The organism is Kitasatospora sp. NPDC002543 (genome assembly GCF_053594915.1).
This window is the reverse complement of sequence record NZ_JBSFWR010000070.1, coordinates 1-14,762: the sequence shown is the minus strand read 5'-3', so window position 1 is coordinate 14,762 and position 14,762 is coordinate 1. Positions and strand designations below refer to the sequence as shown.

The 14,762-nt window shown below is 74.4% G+C and carries 17 protein-coding genes; 8 read left to right on the top strand and 9 right to left on the bottom strand.

Features of this window, described 5'->3' with window-relative positions; all coding sequences use genetic code 11:
- The first annotated feature begins 189 nt into the window (after positions 1-189).
- Both ACWD4P_RS25885 and ACWD4P_RS25880 read left to right on the top strand, forming a co-directional pair.
- The gene (locus ACWD4P_RS25885) at positions 190-723 is read left to right on the top strand and encodes a SigE family RNA polymerase sigma factor (RefSeq protein ID WP_359822434.1); all 534 of its coding nucleotides are present in this window, start codon (positions 190-192) and stop codon (positions 721-723) included.
- On the top strand, positions 720-1,532 hold the full coding sequence (locus ACWD4P_RS25880) for a hypothetical protein (RefSeq protein WP_449781212.1): 813 nt from the start codon (positions 720-722) through the stop codon (positions 1,530-1,532). The genes ACWD4P_RS25885 and ACWD4P_RS25880 overlap by 4 nt, the downstream gene beginning before the upstream one ends.
- A 232-nt stretch (positions 1,533-1,764) precedes the next feature.
- Here ACWD4P_RS25880 and ACWD4P_RS25875 read toward each other — a convergent pair whose 3' ends face one another.
- A complete protein-coding gene (locus tag ACWD4P_RS25875; RefSeq protein WP_449781211.1) occupies positions 1,765-2,844 on the bottom strand; it encodes a response regulator transcription factor in 1,080 nt (359 codons plus the stop codon).
- A gap of 112 nt (positions 2,845-2,956) precedes the next feature.
- Positions 2,957-3,901 carry an NAD-dependent epimerase/dehydratase family protein gene (locus tag ACWD4P_RS25870; protein ID WP_449781210.1) on the bottom strand — a complete coding sequence of 315 codons (945 nt, stop codon included), beginning with the start codon at positions 3,899-3,901 and terminating at the stop codon, positions 2,957-2,959.
- Positions 3,902-4,100: 199 nt separating this feature from the next.
- Between ACWD4P_RS25870 and ACWD4P_RS25865 the strand changes: the two genes are divergently transcribed.
- A complete protein-coding gene (locus tag ACWD4P_RS25865; protein WP_449781209.1) occupies positions 4,101-5,588 on the top strand; it encodes an ALF repeat-containing protein in 1,488 nt (495 codons plus the stop codon).
- Positions 5,589-5,671: 83 nt separating this feature from the next.
- On the opposite strand, the gene ACWD4P_RS25860 is transcribed toward ACWD4P_RS25865, so the two are convergent.
- Entirely contained in the window at positions 5,672-5,875 is a 204-nt protein-coding gene (locus ACWD4P_RS25860; RefSeq protein WP_449781233.1) for a hypothetical protein, read from the bottom strand.
- A gap of 236 nt (positions 5,876-6,111) precedes the next feature.
- Here ACWD4P_RS25860 and ACWD4P_RS25855 point away from each other — a divergent pair, with 236 nt between their 5' ends.
- Positions 6,112-6,633, top strand: coding sequence for a peptidylprolyl isomerase (locus ACWD4P_RS25855; RefSeq protein ID WP_449781208.1), 522 nt, complete (start codon positions 6,112-6,114; stop codon positions 6,631-6,633).
- Between the two features lie 68 nt (positions 6,634-6,701).
- Here ACWD4P_RS25855 and ACWD4P_RS25850 read toward each other — a convergent pair whose 3' ends face one another.
- The 3 genes from ACWD4P_RS25850 to ACWD4P_RS25840 form a co-directional block, all read right to left on the bottom strand.
- The gene (locus ACWD4P_RS25850; protein WP_449781207.1) at positions 6,702-7,253 is read right to left on the bottom strand and encodes an RICIN domain-containing protein; all 552 of its coding nucleotides are present in this window, start codon (positions 7,251-7,253) and stop codon (positions 6,702-6,704) included.
- Between the two features lie 466 nt (positions 7,254-7,719).
- Positions 7,720-8,826 (bottom strand): RICIN domain-containing protein, encoded by a 1,107-nt coding sequence (locus tag ACWD4P_RS25845; RefSeq protein WP_449781206.1) that lies wholly within the window; start codon positions 8,824-8,826, stop codon positions 7,720-7,722.
- 93 nt (positions 8,827-8,919) lie between these two features.
- The gene (locus ACWD4P_RS25840; protein WP_449781205.1) at positions 8,920-10,038 is read right to left on the bottom strand and encodes an alpha/beta hydrolase; all 1,119 of its coding nucleotides are present in this window, start codon (positions 10,036-10,038) and stop codon (positions 8,920-8,922) included.
- 169 nt (positions 10,039-10,207) lie between these two features.
- Here ACWD4P_RS25840 and ACWD4P_RS25835 point away from each other — a divergent pair, with 169 nt between their 5' ends.
- The gene (locus ACWD4P_RS25835) at positions 10,208-11,191 is read left to right on the top strand and encodes a hypothetical protein (protein WP_449781204.1); all 984 of its coding nucleotides are present in this window, start codon (positions 10,208-10,210) and stop codon (positions 11,189-11,191) included.
- 53 nt (positions 11,192-11,244) lie between these two features.
- Here the strand turns inward: ACWD4P_RS25835 and ACWD4P_RS25830 are convergent, their stop codons facing one another.
- The 3 genes from ACWD4P_RS25830 to ACWD4P_RS25820 form a co-directional block, all read right to left on the bottom strand.
- Positions 11,245-12,288 carry a DUF5937 family protein gene (locus tag ACWD4P_RS25830; protein ID WP_449781203.1) on the bottom strand — a complete coding sequence of 348 codons (1,044 nt, stop codon included), beginning with the start codon at positions 12,286-12,288 and terminating at the stop codon, positions 11,245-11,247.
- A gap of 100 nt (positions 12,289-12,388) precedes the next feature.
- Positions 12,389-12,655, bottom strand: a complete 267-nt coding sequence (locus ACWD4P_RS25825; RefSeq protein ID WP_449781202.1) for a hypothetical protein — start codon at positions 12,653-12,655, stop codon at positions 12,389-12,391.
- Positions 12,652-13,056, bottom strand: a complete 405-nt coding sequence (locus ACWD4P_RS25820) for an ATP-binding protein (RefSeq protein ID WP_449781201.1) — start codon at positions 13,054-13,056, stop codon at positions 12,652-12,654. The genes ACWD4P_RS25825 and ACWD4P_RS25820 overlap by 4 nt, the downstream gene beginning before the upstream one ends.
- A gap of 248 nt (positions 13,057-13,304) precedes the next feature.
- Here ACWD4P_RS25820 and ACWD4P_RS25815 point away from each other — a divergent pair, with 248 nt between their 5' ends.
- The 3 genes from ACWD4P_RS25815 (at position 13,305) to ACWD4P_RS25805 (ending at position 14,696) form a co-directional block, all read left to right on the top strand.
- Positions 13,305-14,162 carry a helix-turn-helix domain-containing protein gene (locus ACWD4P_RS25815; protein ID WP_449781200.1) on the top strand — a complete coding sequence of 286 codons (858 nt, stop codon included), beginning with the start codon at positions 13,305-13,307 and terminating at the stop codon, positions 14,160-14,162.
- Complete coding sequence (locus ACWD4P_RS25810; RefSeq protein WP_449781199.1) at positions 14,159-14,347, top strand: DUF397 domain-containing protein; 189 nt, start codon at positions 14,159-14,161, stop codon at positions 14,345-14,347. The genes ACWD4P_RS25815 and ACWD4P_RS25810 overlap by 4 nt, the downstream gene beginning before the upstream one ends.
- A gap of 76 nt (positions 14,348-14,423) precedes the next feature.
- A complete protein-coding gene (locus ACWD4P_RS25805; protein WP_449781198.1) occupies positions 14,424-14,696 on the top strand; it encodes a DUF397 domain-containing protein in 273 nt (90 codons plus the stop codon).
- Positions 14,697-14,762 lie beyond the last annotated feature (66 nt).

Genomic DNA, 14,762 nt, shown 5'->3' with positions numbered 1-14,762 from the left:
GAATCGACGGAACGGAGGGCGGCGGAAGATGTCATCCGATGATCAGAAATCGGAACGCCTCCCACCCCTCCCACCACCGGCCGGATCCTCCCGCCCCCCGCGACCGGCGAACTTTTCCCGCCACCCGTGACATCCCGGCACCGGGCGCGCTCCGTCGGAGTGGGCAGAGACGAACGGAGGACACGCCCTGTGCGTAGCGCAGACCTGGAGGAGTTCCGCGGCTTCGCCGAGGACCGGTTGCCGCACCTGCGGCGGACCGCGTACCTGATGTGCGGCGACTGGCACCACGCCGAGGACATCACGCAGACCGCACTGACCAAGCTGTACGCGGTGTGGGGAAGACGGCACCGGATCGCCAACGTGGAGGCCTACGCCCACCGCGTGCTGACCCGTACCTGCATCGACCACACCCGGCGCCGCTGGCGCCGCGAGGACCCGACACCCGTGCTGCCCGACCGGCCCGGCCCGGGCACCGACCCCTCGCTCGGGCTGCAGATCCGCGCCGCGCTCGCCGCCCTGCCGCCGCGTCAACGGGCCGTGGTGGTCCTGCGGTTCTGGGTCGACCTGGACATCGCGGACACCGCCAAGGCCCTCGGCTGCACCGCCGGAACCGTCAAGAGCCACACCGCCCGCGCACTCGCCAGACTGCGCGACCTGCTCGGCGACACCGATCCATTCGACGAACTGGCCGCCGCCCCGACCCCCCTGAAGGAACTGCTGTGACCCACCACGACGCCCTCGACCCGCAGGACGACCTGCGCACCCTCCTCGCGGCCGGCCTCGGCACCGAACCGCCCCTGCGCCCCGGCACGGTGGACACCGCCGTCGCGGCCGGACGCCGCCGCCGCGGCACCCGGCTGGCCGTCCGCACCGGAGCCGCGACGGCCGCCACCGCCGCCCTGGCCGCCCTGGTGGCCGCCCTGCCCACCGCCACCACCCCCGCCCCGGGCACCCCGACGGCCGCCGCCGACCCGCTGACCGGCCCCCTCACCCTGGCCGGCGCCGCCGGAGCCGTCCCCGAGCCGCTGCGCCCGGACTCCTTCGGCCCCGGCAGCGGCCGGGCCACCGACTGGACCAGCGACCACCTGGGAACCACCCTGGCCTCCCTGCTCCCGGCCGGTGCCAGGACCGTGGGCGCCGGCGACATCCCGGGCCGCAGCTTCCGGGTCGCCTGGCAGTCCCCGGCCGGCCCGGTGGACTTCGTCGGCGGCGCCGACCGCACCGCCGACGCGCCGAAGGTCCCGTTCTGCGCCGCCATCGCCCTGCCCAGGGTCACCCCGCGCCCCGGCGTGCCGAGCCCCCAGGAGGCCGCCCCGCGGACCGACTGCCACCTGGTCGAGCTGCCCTCCGGCGCACACGGCGAGGCCGTGGCACTGACCCCCCGGCAGGGAGACCGCGTCTCCCTGTACATCCGCCTCCAGCGCGCCGACGGCCGGACGGTGACGCTCCAGCAGTGGGCCGAGCAGCCGGACGCGGGCCTGGACGAGGCCGCCCTGCTGGCGATCGCCGACGACCCCGCCTGGCAGTTCTGACCCGCCCCCGTACCGGTCGTTGCCGCCCGGCGTGGCCGTTCCCGCCCCCGTACCGGTCGTTCCCGTCCGGCCGGCAGCGGCTCCGACAGCGCCGGCCGCCGTGACGCCGCCCTCCGCCCGACCCCGCCGGACGTCGTCGGCGCAGTGTCCCGCGCCCGGTCGTGGGGCGAGTGCGCGACGCGGTGAGCCGGTGCGGCCGACCGGGACGACGGGCACGGCCGGTCCGGGAGCCTCACGCCCGCGGGGGCAGGCCGAGGGTGGGGAGGTGGTCGGCCATCAGGAGGGCGACCAGTTCACGGCGGGAGCGCACGTCGGTCTTGTGGAGGATGGCGGTGACGTGCTGCTGGACGGTGGGCACGGTCAGGTGCAGCAGCGCGGCGATGTCCTTGGTGCTGGTGCCGCGCACCGCGTACAGGGCGACCTGCTGCTCGCGCGGGGACAGACCGTGGGCGAGGATCGCCAGCGGCAGGCGCTGGAGGGGGGAGACGGGGGAGGCCACGACGGCGGCGCCGCCGTGCCGGCCGTCCAGCAGGGAGGCGTGCAGGGCCAGCCACTGGCCGTCCGGGGTGCACACCCGCATCTCGGCGGCGCCGCCGCGGCGGGCGGCCAGGCGGGCGACGGTGAGGAAGCCGCTGGGCACCCCGCCGGTGTGGTCGGTGGGTTCGGCCATGCGTCCGATCAGTTCGCGGGCCGCCGCGTCCGCCGAGCGCAGCCGCCCGTGCCGGTCCAGGATCGCCACGGCCGGGGCGTGCGCGGGCGACGGGGTGCGGGGGCTGCGCAGGGCGGCGAGGTGGGCGTCGCGCAGGGCGGCGCCGATCGGGGCGGCGACGCGCTCGGCCAGGCGCAGGTCCGGCAGGTCGTAGCGGCCGCGGGAGCGCTCGCGCATGAACGCTGCCGAGCCCCAACGCCCGCCGCCCACGTCGAAGTTGATCCGCAGCTCGTCGCCGTAGCCGCAGGGGTGCAGCAGCTCCCGGTAGCGGACGCTGCGCTCGGGGCGGCCGTCGGTGGCCCGGCCGACGCTCTGCACCCGGTGGCCGGCGGTGCGGATCGCGCTGAAGGTGGTGGCGTCCTCGCCCCCCAGCTCCAGGTGCACGGCCTGCTCGAACTGGGCGGGGTCGAGGCCGTCGGCGACGGTGGAGGTGGGGAACCCGGTCACCGGATCGTTGCCGTGCCAGCAGCCGCCGTCGAAGCCGAGCGGTTCCAGCAGCAGGGCGTGCAGCGCCCGGAACAGCTCGGCGGCCGGTAACCCGGAGGCCGCCAACTCGCCGATGGTGCCCAGGACTTCCCGCTCAACGTCACGTCGTTTGGCCACGGATGGAATCCTACGGAAGCCGGGGCCCGGCGTCCGGTGAACGGACCACGCCGTCCGCCGGCGCCCTGCACGAGCACGGCTGCCGCCACGGCCGCCACGGCCACGGCCGCCGCTACGGCCGCTCGCGCCCGCGCCACCAGGCGACCGTCGCCCGCAGCTGCTCCTCCAGCGGTGTGGCCCGCACCGCGAACGCGGCCTCGTAGGCCGAACTGTCCACCACGAACGGCCGGTCGAATTGGTAGCGCACCTCCCGCAGTTCGCGCAGCAGCGGGGAGAGCAGCCCCGCCACGGCCAGCGCGGCCGCCGGCAGGCGCCGCACCGCGACCGGCCCGCCGCCCGCCTCGGCGGCCAGCCCCTCGATCATCGCGCGCGCCGACAGGGCGGGGGCGGTGGGCACGTGCCAGGCCCGGCCCCAGGCCCGCTCCTCGCCGGCGATCTCGGCCATCGCCCGGGCCACGTCCGGCAGGTAGGTCCAGCTGTGCGCGGTGTCCGGGTCGCCCAGGGTGGCGACCGGACGGCCCGTCAGCACCTTGGGCATCACCCGCGCGGCCAGGTGGCCGCCGTCGGTGACGCCGGGGCCGAAGAAGTCCGAGGCCCGCACCTCCACCGCCCGGATCCGCCCGGCCTCGTGCAGGGCGCGCGCCCGCTCCCAGGCCGCCGCCCGCACCCGCCCCTTGGGGCCGGTCGCGGCGAGCGGCAGGTCCTCGGTCATCGCCCCCGCCACCGGCCCGTAGCCGTACAGGTTGCCGAGCAGGACCAGCACCGCGCCGCTCTCCTCGGCGGCCGCGCACAGCGAGTCGGTCAGCGCCGGCCACAGCCGCGTCCACTGCGGCAGCGGCGGCGCGGCGCAGCCGTGGACGGCGGCGGCACCGCGGGCGGCCCGCGCCAGCGCGACCGGGTCGCTCGCGTCCAGGGCGAGGTGCTCGACGCCGGGTGCGGCCGGCCCGGCGGGGCGCCCGCTGCGGGTGACGACCCGGACCTCGTGGCCCTGCTCGGCCAGCAGGCGGGCGGTGGCGGCCCCGGCGGGCCCGTGTCCGACGACCAGGTGGAAGCTCATCCGCCCCACCCTAGCGGCGCCCGCGCGGGCGGGCCGGGGCTCGGGCACGGTTCGGGCGCGGTGGAACGGGTCGTCGGGCGGGGAGAGTTGGGCGTTTGGCAAAATATTGGTATGGCAATCGTGAAAACGGACCTATGCTGGTGAAGATTCATGATCCTTTCGCACGAATGCAGGTCCGCTCTCCATGAAGCTGCCCCGGGTGTCCGCTGTCGTCGCGGCCGCCGTCCTGGCCCCCGCCGTCCTCTTCCCCAGCACGGCCTCGGCCTCCGACACCCCGAAGCCCACCGGCGTCTCCGGTCCTGACACCGGCTCGGACTCCGCGCCCGACACCGCACCGGGCACCGCGCCCACGACCACCGACGACCAGGCCCGGCGCGACCGCGCCGAGGTCGAGCGCATCCTCGCCCAGAGCCCGGACGAGTCCTGGTGCTGGGTGCACCAGGGCGCCGCGAAGGCCCTCAAGGGCGGGCCCGCCGAGCTGCGCCACTTCCTGGACGTCGAGCTGCCCAGGCTGCGCGCCGACGACAACCGGGTCCTGACCGCCCGGCTCTTCAACAGCGGCCCGGCCGTCCACGCGGCCGCCGCGGCCGCCCTCGACGCCGGCGACGACGCCATCGCCGAGTTCCTGAAGACCGGCCAGTACACCGCCCGCGCCGAGGACGACGCCCGCGCCGAGGTCGAGCGCATCCTCGCCGACCCGCAGAGCGGCGTCGGCGTGCGCGAGGCCGCCGAGAAGGCCCTCAAGGGCGGCGCCGCCGAGGTGCGCCACTTCCTGGACGTCGAACTCGCCGAACAGCGCGCGATCGACAACCAGGTGAAGGCCTCCCAGATCTACGCCGTCGGCGGCCCGGCCGTCCAGAAGGCCGCCAAGGCGGCCCTGAGGGCCGGCGACGAGGCCGTCGCCGAGTTCCTGAAGACCGGCCAGTACGTCGCCCGCGCCGAGGACGAGGACCGCGCCAAGGTCGAGGCCCTGGTCGCCGACCCGGCCACCGGCCGCGGCGTGCGCGAAGGCGCCGAGAAGGCCCTCAAGGGCGGCGCCGCCGAGGTGCGCCACTTCCTGGACGTCGAACTGCCCAGGCTGCGCGCCGAGGACAACCGGGTCGAGGTGCTGCGCGTCATCGCCGACAAGACGACCAGCCCGCGCGTCTACGACGCCGCCCAGAAGGCCATGGACGGCACCGCCGAGGACGTGCAGCACTTCCTGAGCGTCACCCTGCCCGCGCTGCGCGCCGGCGACAACCGGCTGAAGGTCTCCCAGCTCGCCGAGAGCGGCGGCCCGGCCGTGCGCAAGGCCGCGCTGGAGGCCCTGGAGGGCGACGACGCGGCCATCACCGCGTTCCTCACCGAGGGCCTGGCCAAGGCCCGGGCCGAGGACGAGGCCGCCGCCAAGGCCGCCACCGGCACGGGCACGGGCACCGGCACCACCGCCGGCGGCTCCGGGCAGCAGTCGCAGAACGTCCAGCAGGCCGGCCTCACCGGCACCACCTCCGGCAGCACGGGCACCACCTCCGGCACCCGTACGGGCGGCGGCACCACCACCGGCGCCCACACCTCCGCCACCGGCACCGGCGTGCTCGCCGCCACCGGCACCGAGGGCCTCGGCTGGGAGGCCGGCGGCGCCGCCGCGGCCCTCGCCGCGGGCGCGGCCCTGGTCGTGGCCGCCCGCCGCCGCTCGACCGAGAGCTGACGCCCCCTCGCGTCCCCGGCCGCCGTCACCAGGCGTCCGGGGACGCGCCGTTTCCGGGGGCAGGCCCTTGTCCGGGCGGAGGCTCAGCCGTCGTCGCCACTGTCGCCACCGCCGCCGATCCGCCGGCGGGGCCGGTCGCGGTGGGCGACGCGCAGCACCTCCCCGGCGCCGAGGGTGAGGGCGGCGACCGCCCGGGCCCAGCGCGGCCCGCCCCGGCCGGCCCACACCACACAGCCGCATCCGGCGACGACCAGGACCAGCACTCCCACCAGGACCGCACCGACCATCACGGCCACCCACCCTTCGCTCGACGCTCCACCACCTGTGACGAGCGGACCGCGCCACCCGGTTCGACCGCTCCGCCGGAGACTGTGCCAGGATGCGGTAGCCGATCGGCCCTGGTCACCCTACCGGTCGCATGCGATCCACCCGCCAGCCGTCCCCGCGCCAGCCGCACCCGCTCCGGCCGCACCCCCGTGCCGCCACCGCGCCCGTGCCGGCTTCACTCTGAGGAGTCACCCCCGTGGCCACTGCCCGGTTCGCCACCCTGCACACCACGGCGGGCCCGATCCGCCTGGAACTGTTCCCGTTCCACGCGCCGAAGACGGTCCGCAACTTCGCCGAACTCGCCGAGGGCACCCGGGAGTACACCGACCCGCGCACCGGCGAGCCGGGCCAGGGGCCGTACTACGACGGCACGCTCTTCCACCGGGTGATCGCGGGCTTCATGATCCAGGGCGGCGACCCGACCGGCACCGGCACCGGCGGCCCGGGCTACGCCTTCGCGGACGAGTTCCACCCGGAGCTGTTCTTCACCAAGCCGTACCTGCTCGCGATGGCCAACGCCGGCCCGGGCACCAACGGCTCGCAGTTCTTCATCACCGTGGGCACCCCCACCCACCTCAACCGCCGCCACACCATCTTCGGCCAGGTCGCCGACGCCGCCTCCAAGGCCGTGGTCGACGCGATCGCCGCCACCCCCACCGAGGACGACCGCCCGGTCCAGGAGGTGGTGATCACCTCGGTCGAGATCGAGCACGCCTGAGGGTGGTGCCCGGGGCGCCGGCCGCGGGGCGTGCGGGCGTGCCGTCGGGCCGGTGGCCACGCGGGGGATCAGGCGCCCGGGGGCACCGCGCTCCACTGCTGGTTCGCCGACTCGCTGTAGACCCTGAGGAAGACCTCGGTGCCGAGTCCCGCGCTGCCGGTGAGGGCGAGGTCACGGTCGTAGGTGGGGACGATCGCGACCCTGCCCTGGGACGTGTACTCCACGGTCCACTGCTGGTACAGGTCGTTCTTGTCGCAGGTTCGCAGGGTGACGCCCTGGCCGCGGTTCGGCGCGGTCAGGCAGGTGCCCGTCGCCTTGTTCTCGACGAGCTGCTTGCCGGCCATGCCGCTCAGCCCCCACAGCTGGTGGTCGTTGTTCTTCTGGGGGTTGGCCACGATGGCCCTGCCGTGGTTGCCGGCCTCCAGGTTCACGCCTGAGCTGCTGGGCGTCGGCCAGATCCGCAACTGGTACCAGTTCTCGGTCTGTTGGGACGGCTGGGCGGCCGGCTGGGCGGCCTGTGGGGTGGCTGCCGAGGCCAGGCCGGGGGTGCCGCCCAGCAGCACCGCGGCGATGGCCGCGGTCGCGACGCGTTTCGCGGGAGACATGGTGATCGCTCTCATGTGCTGTCCCTTGTGGGGTGTCCGAGAGGTGCTGCGGGAGGTGGTGCGGGCTTGTCGGCGGATGGCGCCGGACGCCCCGCGGTCCACGCGACCGCGCCGGGGTTCGCCCGAGAGGGCGGATCGTCTGTCGCCCCGGCTGTCGGGCCTGCGGGGCCCGGTGGGCGCGGAGGCGCTTCGTACCCACCCGACCAGGCTAGCCAGATGTCCGGCGGCCCGCAGCTCCGCGTGAACCCGCAGGTCGGGGGCGTGCCGTGGACGGCGAAGGGCGGCACTGTACGGCGGTTCGCGCGGCGCCGCACCTCCGGGGCCGCGGCCGGGCGTCGGCGTTCCGGGGCTGCGGCGTTCCGGGCCTGCGGGGGAGCCCGGACGCCGGAAGCCCCCGGCGTCGGAGTGCGCGGGGGCCGCCGGAACGCGCGGGGCCGCCGCCCGGCGGGGTGCCGGGCGGCGGCCTGAGCCTGACGACGCGTCAGGAGCAGCTGTTGAACGTCGCGCTGGTGTTGGCGATGTAGAGGGTCGCGCCGCCGTTGGGGTCGGAGGTGACCGGGATGGTGATGGTGTCCTCGGCGGTCCACGGGATGCCCCGGGCGTCGAAGGTCCAGGTGCCGGTGACCTTGCGGGCGAGCTCGGCGAGCGTCACCCAACCGTACTGCTGCTGCGGGACGTTGACGGTCACGGAGTTGTTGACGCTGCGCGATCCGCTCCAGACGTTCTGGAAGCTGATGCCGGTCTTGACCGCGGCCTTCACCGCGCCCTCGGCGCCGCCGGCGATCTCGCTGCCCAGCTCGACGCCGATGGTGTTGGACCAGCCGCTGGTGTCGGTGACCGCGAAGGACTGCTGGACGGTGCCGCTGGTGTTGTTGAACCAGACCGAGGAGGCGCACACCCGCGGCAGCGGCGCGGCGGGGGCCTCGCTCTTCACGGCCCAGGAGCAGGTGGAGGCGTCCTTCTGGCACTGCTTGGCGGCGTGGTCGACGGCCAGGTTGCGGGCGGCCTGCGGGAAGCCGGTGGCCCACTGCTGGTTGGCGGTGCCGTTGCAGGCGTACTGGTCGGTCCAGGCGTCGTCGTACTGGCCGCCGAGCAGCAGGTCCAGGCAGGTGCTGTCGCCGGCGTGGCGGATCATGAACGCGTCGCCGCCGCCGGGCGCGGGCTGGAAGTACCAGCGCTGGCTGGCCTGCCCGGCGCAGGTCTGCTGGCGCAGGGCCGGGGTGAGGAACGCCAGGTCGACGCACTTGCCGGTGTCGTTGTTGACGATGGTGAAGGTGTAGTCCGAGGGGTCGACGTTCAGCCGCCAGGACTGGTGGTAGCCGGGGGCGGAGTTGGTGACGATGTAGACGCCGTCGCCCGTGTTGCCGTTCTGGACGTCGAGTTGGCGCCCGTTGCTGAGCGACTTGATGGTCAGGCACTGCTGCGGCCCGGCGCAGGCGGCGGCCGCGGCGGGCCCGGACGCCGGGGTGGCCGAGGCGGCGCGGGCGGGCGCGGCGGTCAGGCCCAGGGCGGCGCAACAGGTCACCAGCAGGGACGCGAGCAGGCGCAGCCAGGGCGCGGCGCGGCCGGGGGTGGCGGTGGTGGGCACGAGGGTGTCCTTTCGTCGGGCGGTCAAGGCGATGAGGCGGTCAAGGCGGTCAAGGCGATCGAGGCGATCGAGGAGACGGGAGAGGGGCGGAGGTCAGGGCGCGGCGGCGAAGGCCGCCTCCAGGCGCGGGACGTAGTCCACGAGGTCCTGCGCCCAGCAGCCCGGGGTGTGGCCGCCGTGGCAGTCGGGGCCCCAGCCGGTGCCGTCGCCGTAGCCGACGTAGCGGTACGGCAGGCCGAGCGTGTCCAGGCGCTGCTTGAGGCGTTTGGCGGTGCCCTCGGCCCAGAACTCCATGTCGCCGGGGCTGTTGTTGCCGTTGCCGGTGTAGATCGCGATGCCGGTGTGGTCGAGCGTGGCCGCGCGCGAGACGGGGTCGGCGGCGTTCCAGCGCCAGTCGGCGTTGAACACCGGGTACGGGCTGCCGAAGATCGCGTCGCTGGAGACGGTGGGGCCGAAGTCCAGGCCGCAGGGGTGGCCGTCGCTGGGGCCGCAGAGCACGGTGCCGGCGTTGACCAGGGTGGCGACCACGGCGCCGCGGATGATCATCTCGTCGGTGGACAGGTCGTTGGCGCCCGACATGGTGAGGACCTGGCCGAACAGGTCGGGGCGGTCCTCGGCGTAGTGCAGGGCGCCGAAGCCGCCCATGGACAGCCCGCCGACGGCCCGGTGGGCGCGGTCGGTGCGGGTGCGCAGGTTGGCGTCGACGAACGGGAGCACCTGGGTGAGGTGGAAGGTCTCCCAGTTCTGCGCGCCGGCGGCGGTGCCCTGGTCGAGCCAGTCGGCGTACCAGCCGCGCAGGCCGCCGTCCGGGATGACGGTGATCATCGACTGGGCGGCGGTCAGCGCGGGGTAGGCCAGCGCCGGGTCGCTCGGGTTGTCCGAGGCGCCGTGCAGGAAGTACAGCACGGGGTAGCGCTTGTCGGGCCGGGCCGCGTAGTCGGCGGGCAGCAGGATGCGGATGGTGTGCGGGCCGGCGACCTGCGGGGTGGTGACGGTGACGACGAAGTTGGTGGCGCTGCCGGTGGCGGTGCCGACCTGGGTCAGCCCGAAGCCGTCGGTCAGCGGCGGCGGCGGGGCGTCGGCTTCGGCCCGTACGGGGGTCTGTGCGGGTGCGGGTGCGGCCGGGGCCGCGGTGGGTGCGGCGAGCGGGAGCAGGCAGGCGGCCAGGGCGGCGAGAGCCGCGCGGGCGCGCCGGAGCCGGGCAGGGGTCATGGGCGTCCTCGGCCTTCCATCGTCTGACTGATCACCGACAACTCTTGCGAGCGGCTCCGCCCGACGCCAGAGCCCCCGGCGGCGCACCTGGGTCGCTGGCGCATGCGCGCCACCGACCGCGGGTAGCCTCCCCCGGCCCCGCCCGGGGGCGCGGCGACTGGGGGGTGTCGTGCACGACGTACTGGAACCGGAGTCCGAACGCGGCCGCGTCTACCACTGCCTGGTCGGCCGGCCACGGGCCCGCGTCCCCGAACTCGCCCGCGAGGCCGGCCTGGACGAGGACGCCGTACTCGCCGTCCTGCGCGACCTCGCCGACGAAGGCGTCGCGGTGGCCTTCGACACCACCGACAGCGCCGACGACCGCGACCACGCCTGGGAAGCCCTGCCGCCCGCCCGGGTCGTCGAGGCCGTGCTCCAGCACGACGCGCTGCGCCAGGCCACCGCCCGCCGCACCGGCGCCGAACTCGAACGCCTCTACCGTTTCGCCCGCCGCGACACCGGCAGCTACGGCGCCCTGGAGGTCGTCGAGGACCCGGCCGAGGTCCTGGCCGCCAGCCACCGCCTCCAACTGGCCGCCCGCCACCAGGTGCGGGTCATCGACGTGCCGCCGTACTCCGGCAGCCACGCCCACTACCTCGACCAGGAGGCGCTGCAACGCCGCCGGATGGCCGCGGGCGTCGTCTACCGGGCGATCTACCAGGGCTGCGCGTTCCAGGACCCGGTGGCCGGGCCCAACATGGCGCGGATGGTCGAGGCGGGGGAACAGGCCCGGACACTGGACGAGCCGCCGCTCAAACTCGCCATCGGGGACGACGACCTGGCCATCGTCACCCTGCCCGCCGACGACCGGCCGGGAGTGGTGTCGCTGCTGGTGCGGCCCTCCGGGCTGCTCAACGCCCTGACGGCGGTGTTCGAGACGCTGTGGCGGCTCGCCGTGCCCGCCTCCGTGGCCGACGTCGACCTGCGCATCGACGAACGCGACCGGCGCATCCTCACCCTGATGGCCGGCGGTGCCACCGACGACGCCATCGCCCGCCGGCTGGGGCTGGGCCGGCGCACCGTCGTGCGGCGCGTCTCCACCCTGCTGGCGCACCTGGGCGCCACCACCCGCTTCCAGGCCGGAGTGCAGGCGGCGCGGCGGGGGTGGCTGTAGGCGTCGCCCTCGGACCGTCCGGGCCGCCGCCGCCGCGGCCGCGGCCGCAGGACTCAGGGGCGGCGTGCGGAGGGCGCGTTGAGGACCGCGATGCCCGTGGGGGTGGCGACGTGGGCGGTCGTACGGCGGTCCCGGTGGGTGTCGATCAGGCCCGCGTTGCGCAGCGTCGTGGCGTGCTCGCTGGCGCTGGCCATGGCGATGCCGACGAGCGCGGCGAGCTGCTGGGTCGAGCAGCCCGGGTGACGGGCGACGGCGTCGAGCACCGCGGCCCGGGTGTGGCCCAGCACGGACCCGACGGCATCGGAGGCCGCCGAGGCGCGGGCCGCCGCTCCCGTCCGGCCGCCGTCGGGCGGGAGCGCCGCGAACAGCGGTGTGGCCGCGCCCTCCTGGAGTCGGGCCACCGGATAGCTGAGGACGGGCTGCGGCACCGCTTCGAGGTCGACGACCGGGGCCTCGACGCCGAACACCGACGGCTGGAGCAGCAGGCCGCGCCCGGCCAGGTGCACGTCCGCGTCCAGCCCGGAGACCATCGCGATCTCCAGCACGGGCGCCCGCCAGCGGATCCGCCGAGGGTTGACGCGCGCCAGGACGGCCTCGATGCCGCCGCCGAGGAGCTGGCGGGAGCGCACCGCGGCGTCGGCGGCCGTCATGGCCTGGACCTCCCGCCAGTGCGGAAGCAGGGCGTGGCCGGCCAGGTGCTCCAGGCTGTCGCACAACTGCCGTAGCAGGAGCGGGTCTTCGGGCAGGCGGTGGGCCCAGGAGGGCAGCGGCTGGTGGCGGGCCGTGTCCTCCAGGCTGGCCCGCAGCCGGCCGCGTGGCGTGGAGCGGATCGACTCGATCAGCTCGGCGGGGGTGGCGGCGTTCACGCCGCTCAGGAAGTCGGTGATCCGCCCGCGCGGGGGCATGAGGTCGAGGACCATGCGGGAGGCGGGGTGCAGGGCGGACAGGGTGCGGTGGCGCCAGGCGCCGAGGCGCACCGGGTGGGTGCGCTCCTGGAGTTGGCGAGCGGCGGTGCTCAACTCGATGCAGGGGGCGGGGCGGTCGGAGACCCGGGTGCGGGCGAGGTCCTCCACGGTGAAGTGGATGCGTAACGGCACGTCGATCGTCCTCCCCTGACCGTCTCCGCCGGTGCTCGAACCATCCTCGCCGAGACCGGGCGCCCGGGCCAGGGGATTCGAGCCGACGGCTGTCGTCCGCTCAGCGGGGCGGGTTCGCCCAGCTGAGGCGGAGTTCGCGGTCGCCGCAGGGGAGGGCGAGGAGCGGGGCGTCGGCGAGTTCACGGACGATGTCGCGCCGGGCGCAGGGGCCGGTGAGGCGGCGCTCCAGGACGTGGTGCTCGAAGCGGGACATCGGCAGGTGGCGCACCGAGTCCCAGATCCGGCCGAGGGTGTCGTCGTTCAGGGTGTGGACGGTGGGCGGGCGCAGGCCCGGCAGCTCGACGAGGACCTCGTGGTCGGCCCTCACGGGGCGGTCACCTCGCACCAGACGACCTTGCCGACCGGGTGGCGCGGGGAGCAACCGACCTCCTTGGCCAGGGACTTGACGAGGTGGAGGCCGCGCCCGGCCTCGCCGTCGAGGGTGAGGGCACGCAGGACGGGCGCGCGGTCCTGCCGGGCGTCGTGCACCTCGATGCGCAGGCGGGCGGTGGGAGCGAGGTCGAGGTCGAGGGAGAGGAAGATGCGGTGCCCCGGCGGCGTGTCGTGCAGCAGGGCGTTGGTGACGAGCTCGGAGACCAGGAGGAGCCCCGAGTCAAGGAACTGCTCGCCGGTGGGGGCGGAGGAGAGGAGGACGGAGAGGAGGGAGCGCCCCGCGCCGGGGGAGCGCCGGCTGCGCGGCAGCCAGGCGGTGGAGCAGGTGGAGGACATGGCGAAGGAACCTTCCAGGAACGGAGTTTGAAGCCATGCGGAAGCCGGGCGGAGACAAGGGGATGCCCGGCGGTAGATCCGTCGCGGTCACTCAGGGACCTCGAAGGACTACTGGCGGTAGCATGCTCTGCGATGGCTTCACTGCGCAAGCGCGTCCGCGCGCAATTGCGCGACGTCGCAAGAGTCTTGTGATCACCGAGGGAGGTGGCAGACTGTGACCCGACGTCAACCAAGAGGGAGCGACGAGCGTGGACAGTCCAACCGTGCTGCGCCGTAGGCTCGGCTCCGAGCTGCGACGATTGCGCGAACGGACCGGCCGCCAGGCCAAGTCCGTTGCGGACGAGCTCGGCTTCAGCGCAACCAAGGTGTCGCGGATCGAGTCGGGTCAGACGACCCTGAAGGAATCGGACATCCGCGCGATGCTCGAACTCTACGGCGTCAGCGACGAGGCCGAATTGCGGCAGTTCATCTCACTGACCCGCCGCAGCACCCAGCGCGGCTGGTGGCACGACTACGCGGACACGCTGCCGGACTGGTTCCAGACGTACGTCGGCCTGGAAGCCGACGCCGCACGGATCCGCTCCTACGAGTCCGAGTTGATCCCCGGGCTGTTTCAGACAGCCGACTATGCGCGTGAGGTGTTCCGAACCTTCAGGTCGGAGCAGAACGGTGACCAAGCCATCGAACGACGAGTGAAGCTCAGGCTGCAGCGCCAAGAACTCATCCGGAGCCCAGAACCGTTGGCCGTGCACGCTGTGCTCTCCGAGGCTGCCCTCCGGCGTGTGGTCGGCGGTGCTCAGGTCATGGCGGAGCAGGTCGATTACCTGGCCCAGGTCGCGCAGCTGCCCAATGTCACCATCCAGGTACTTCCGTTCAGTGCGGGCGCCCACGCGGCAATGGGCACGAATTTCCGCATACTCTCCTTCTCGGACGTTCCTGGCGAGGTTGTCTTTTGCGAGTCGGTCACCAGCAGCCTCTACATCGAGAAGGAGGTGGACATCATTCGACACGAGACTGTCTTCAGCCAACTGATGTCGTCGGCGCTGACGCCGGAGGACTCCATCTCCTGGATGCACAAGCTGGTGGCAGAAGGGTATGGAGCATGAGCTGGCGAAAGAGTAGCTACAGCAACCCATCTGGTGGTGACTGCGTCGAGGTGGCCGACGGCATCACCGGCGTCGTTCCGGTCCGTGACAGCAAGGACCCTCACGGTCCGGCCCTCGCCTTCACTCCCGAGGCGTGGGAGTCCTTCGTCACGGGCGTCCGGGCGGGCGACTTCCCGGCCGCCTAGTGACCCCGTACCGTGGGCTGCCCCGTGCTGAGCGGGGCAGCCCACGGCGAACTGAGGGATCCAGGAGGTCATCCACATGACAGCTGACCTGACACGGCGCAAGAGCAGCCACAGCGGCAGCGAAGGCGGCAATTGCATTGAAGTCGCCTCGGAACTCCATACCACCTGGCGCAAGTCGAGTGCCAGCAACCCGAACGACAACTGCGTTGAGGTGGCCGCGGGCATCGCCGGAATCGTCCCGGTCCGTGACAGCAAGGACCCTCACGGTCCGGCCCTCGCCTTCACTCCCGAGGCGTGGGAGTCCTTCGTCACGGGCGTCCGGGCGGGCGAGTTCCCGGCCAACCCCTGAAGCGCTTCCTCCCGGGCGGGGCCCCCCGGCGCGCCGGGGCCCCCCCCCCGGCGAGCGCCAAAGAAA